Here is a 4,234-nt window from a genome sequence, read left to right as displayed (position 1 = left end):
AGAAATACTTAATCTTAATAATATAGAAGATAGGTTTTTATCAAAGGTTTTAAAGTCTGTAATTGGACTAGAGAGAAAGAAGTTTAAGTATACAGTTTTTACGGATGCACAACAGAGATTATTTAGTTTTTTAGGGTATATAGTTTTTATTGGTACCTTATTTTATTCATCACTTCTAATTTATAATGGAGCTTCTATAACTAAGATTGCTCTTATAATACAGATATCCAATGGATGTATATGGCATATATTAACAGTAATGCCCCTATTAAATGAGTTAAAGTCAGCTTCAAAGATATATGATAAAATCACCTATAGTGAAGGAGAGAAGGAGTCTAAAATTAATAAAGAAGATTTTAATTTCCAATCTGAAATTTGCGTAAAGGACTTATATTTTAATTATGAGGAGAAAGAAATATTTAAAGGAGTATCTTTTAAGATAGAAAGGAATAAAAAATATCTATTAAAGGGTGCAAGTGGAGCGGGTAAATCAACTTTAATTAAACTATTGTCAATGGTTTATGAAGACTATGAGGGTGAAATAACTATAGATGGAGTAGATTATAGAAATATAAAAGAAAGTAGCTTAAATGAAAATGTTTCTTTTATATATCAAGATGTATTTCTTTTTGAGGATACCATATTTAATAACATCGCTTTATTTAAACCTTTTACAGAAAAAGAGGTATTGGAGGCTTCTAAGAAGGCAGGATTAGAAGAGCTTTTAAGTAAAAAAGAAAATGGATTAAATGAAATGCTAATGGAGAATGGGAAAAATCTATCCGGTGGAGAAAGACAGAGAATATCCATTGCCAGAGCAATAGTTAAAGATTCTAAAATTTTATTTGTAGATGAGGGAACTTCCAGCTTAGATGGGGATCTTGGACGAAAGGTTGAAAATACAATCTTGGATATTGATAGCACTGTTATAGCTATTTCTCATAGATATTATGAAGGTATAAGTGAGAAATATGACTATGTTTTAGAGGTTAAGAATGGAGTAATAAATCAATATAATGCTAAAGACTACTTTGAGGAGGTTGCAATATGAAAAAATTAGTTTGGAAGGCATACCCCTTTTTAGTATTAGCTTTAGGTGTGGCTCTTTTTAATGCAATCCTAGAAGGGATGATTACTATTTACTTGATGGAGATAATTGATACAGCTCTTTTAGGGGACAAGATGCTGCTTTTAGCACTTTCAAAGAAACTTTTGCTTTTGGCAATAATTTTGTTACCTTTAGGTATATTATTATCATATACTAAGGGACTTTATAAAGTAAAAGCTTTAGTTTCAGTGAAGCGAGGATTTATAGACAAAGTTTTTTATAAAAATATAAATGAATTTCAAAAGGATAACAATGCCAAATATGTTTCTTCTTTAACTAATGATATTAATACCATTGAAATGAATTATATTTCAGCAGTATATGAAGTTGGATTTAATATTATATCTTTTATAGTTGGGTTTATTGTAATAGCCTATATTAACATTTACGCACTAGGAGTAGGGATATTAATTGGGATTATTACCGCAGTAACATCTATGTTTATAAGTAAACCACTACAAAAACATCAAGAGCATAGAAGTGCTTTATTTGAAGGATACACCACTTATATAAAGGAAGTCCTTAGTGCATTTCAAATTATCAAATCAAATAATTTAAATACTAAAATCCAAGAAGAGTTTTATAAAAAGAGTAAGGATATACAGTATAAAGGTTATGTTATAGATAAAATATACACATACATTGTATCTATACAAAACGTTATAATACAGCTATCTTATTTTTCATTAACAGCAGCAGTAGTGTTTATGTCTATAAAAGGATATTTAACCTTTGGAGCTGTTATGCTTATACTCACCAATATGGAAAAGGTATTAAGACCTTTGATTACATTGTCTGAATGGTTTCCTAAGGTTTTATCTGTAAAAACTTTGTTTAATAAGGTAGATGAGGTTTTAACAAATCATTATAACTATGAGGAAACCTTAAATCTAGATTCTTTTAGAGAAAGTATTAAATTTAATAATGTCTCTTTTAGCTATGAAAATAATCAGGTTCTTAAGGATGTAAACTTTAGTATTAACAAAGGTGAAAAATATTTAGTAGTAGGACCTAGTGGAGGGGGGAAATCAACCTTATTAAAACTTCTTAGAAAATATTTTATCCCCAATAATGGACAGATTTTAATAGATGGACAAAATTTAAAGGATATCAAAAAGGAAAGTTATTTTAATAATATATCAAATGTAGAACAGCAAGTATTTTTATTCGAAGATACCCTTAGAAATAATATAACTTTATATAAGGATTATAGTGAAGAAGAGATAGTTAATGCTATGGAAAAGGCTGGCTTAAGAGATTTTCTGAAGGGTTTACCAGAAGGATTAGATACCATAATTTTTGATAATGGTAAGAATATATCTGGTGGAGAAAAAAGCAGGGTAGCCATTGCAAGAGGATTATTAAGAAAAACAGATATAATATTCTTAGATGAGGCTTTTGCAAGTCTTGATCCTTCAGTAGCAAAGGAAATAGAAAATACTTTGCTTAACCTAGAAGGAATAACTATTATTAATGTGAGTCATGTAATATTTGAGGAAACTAAGAAAAGATACAATAAGGTATTTGTTGTTAAGAATAAGCTTGTTTGTTAATGAAGAATAGAGTAAGAAGTTTTAAACAAAATGGAGGGTTTCCCTCCATTTTTTATTTGGATATTTTAAAACAGATATTTATTTTAATAACTAGAAATATAGTGATAGGCTTATGATAAATTAGGTTTCTTTAAGTACTTATTTCTATAATTTTATAATTTTTTTAAAAGAGGAATATGATATTAGGGAGTATAATGTATAAAATACCATTAATAATAAAATCATGAATTAACTCTGTTTTATGGCATAGTTATAGTGTGATAGAATATATTGTAAGTTAATGTATATAAGTTACTAATAAAGTCATATAGATATACTATTTCCAAATTAGATATTTAAATAGCTTGTAGGTTACGATAGTTGGAATTTGAGTTTTAGATACCATATGGTATATCTATAGTTACTTTTATAATTACAACACCATGGCTATAACTGTTATTAGGAATTTATCATAAAAAGTATTAAATAATTAGAAATTATACAGTGCAAATTAAGCTATGAAAAAATTATATGGGGGAATTCATATGGAATCAAAAGTATTGGTTGTAGAAGATGAGATAGCTATTAATGATATTTTATCTTCGGCATTAAAAACAGAAGGATATATTGTAAGGAGTGCTTTTTCATCTAAAGAGGCCAAAGCATTGCTAGAAACTTTTAAGCCTAATCTAGCTCTCTTAGATATAAATCTTCCAGGTGAAAATGGATTTGAGTTATGTAAATTTATAAATAGTACAAAGTATATACCAGTAATTATGCTAACTGCAAGAGATGATGTAATAGACAAAATTTTAGGGTTAGAACTTGGGGCCGACGATTATATAACTAAGCCTTTTCATATAAAAGAAGTATTGGCTAGGGTAAGAGCAGCATTAAGAAGGGTTGAGAAGTACAAGACTTTTGAAGAAAGCTGTTTTATTGAGATAAGTAAAGGTGTTAAGGTTAATCTAGAAAGTAGAGTTGTATTAAAGGATGATGTTGAAGTAAAACTTAAGCCAAAGGAATACGATTTACTAGAGTTTTTGATAAAAAATAAAAATAAGGTTTTTTCTAGAGAGCAACTTCTAGATAAAGTTTGGGGATTTGATTATGAAGGGGAAGTAAGGACAGTAGATGTCCATGTTAGAAGACTTAGAAGTAAGCTTGATAAAGATAAGGAATGTTCAATAATAGAAACAGTCTTTGGAATAGGATATGTTATGAGGTAGAAGTATGAAGATAAAAGTTAAGTTCACATTGGCCTTATCAATAACATTAATTATTTTAGGAATTATAATAAACCTATTAATTAGACAAGTATTAGTATCTAATATGGAAAATAATATAAATAATTCTGCAAAGGATATGATGAATACAACAAGAGAGTATATAAAATATAGATTAGTTATAAAGGGATTAGATGTAAATGAGGAAGGAATAAATGAAGAAGCTATAAATATTGTGAAATATATTTCTTTAAATTATCAGTGTGTTGTTCAAATAACAAATATGAAGGGAGATTTATTAGAGAGTAGCAGTTATGAGGAGTTTGAGGAAGTAGTTGAAGGCAGTATTGAGAGAGCTGCTAATGGAA

The 4,234-nt window shown here is 28.0% G+C and carries 3 protein-coding genes and 1 pseudogene; all 4 read left to right on the top strand.

Annotated elements, in window-relative coordinates:
* Positions 1-1,051 (top strand): ATP-binding cassette domain-containing protein (locus AB2369_RS11915; protein WP_367666698.1); only part of this gene is annotated, 1,051 nt, incomplete at its 5' end.
* Positions 1,048-2,661, top strand: a complete 1,614-nt coding sequence (locus AB2369_RS11910; RefSeq protein ID WP_367666697.1) for an ABC transporter ATP-binding protein — start codon at positions 1,048-1,050, stop codon at positions 2,659-2,661. The genes AB2369_RS11915 and AB2369_RS11910, both read left to right, overlap by 4 nt.
* A 524-nt stretch (positions 2,662-3,185) precedes the next feature.
* Positions 3,186-3,869 (top strand): response regulator transcription factor, encoded by a 684-nt coding sequence (locus AB2369_RS11905; RefSeq protein WP_367666696.1) that lies wholly within the window; start codon positions 3,186-3,188, stop codon positions 3,867-3,869.
* A gap of 4 nt (positions 3,870-3,873) precedes the next feature.
* Positions 3,874-4,234 (top strand): annotated as a pseudogene (locus AB2369_RS11900) (histidine kinase); the annotation flags it as partial.

It is taken from the genome of Clostridium sp. (genome assembly GCF_040797585.1).
GTDB lineage: Bacteria > Bacillota > Clostridia > Clostridiales > Clostridiaceae > Clostridium_Z.
The sequence above is the reverse complement of the archived record's forward strand: the minus strand, read 5'-3'. Positions and strand labels throughout refer to the sequence as shown.

What these genes read in the sequence shown, in the direction of transcription:
- AB2369_RS11910 (WP_367666697.1), top strand. Translation starts at nt 1,048, where the DNA reads ATGAAAAAATTAGTTTGGAAGGCATACCCCTTTTTAGTATTAGCTTTA.
- AB2369_RS11905 (WP_367666696.1), top strand. Translation starts at nt 3,186, where the DNA reads ATGGAATCAAAAGTATTGGTTGTAGAAGATGAGATAGCTATTAATGAT.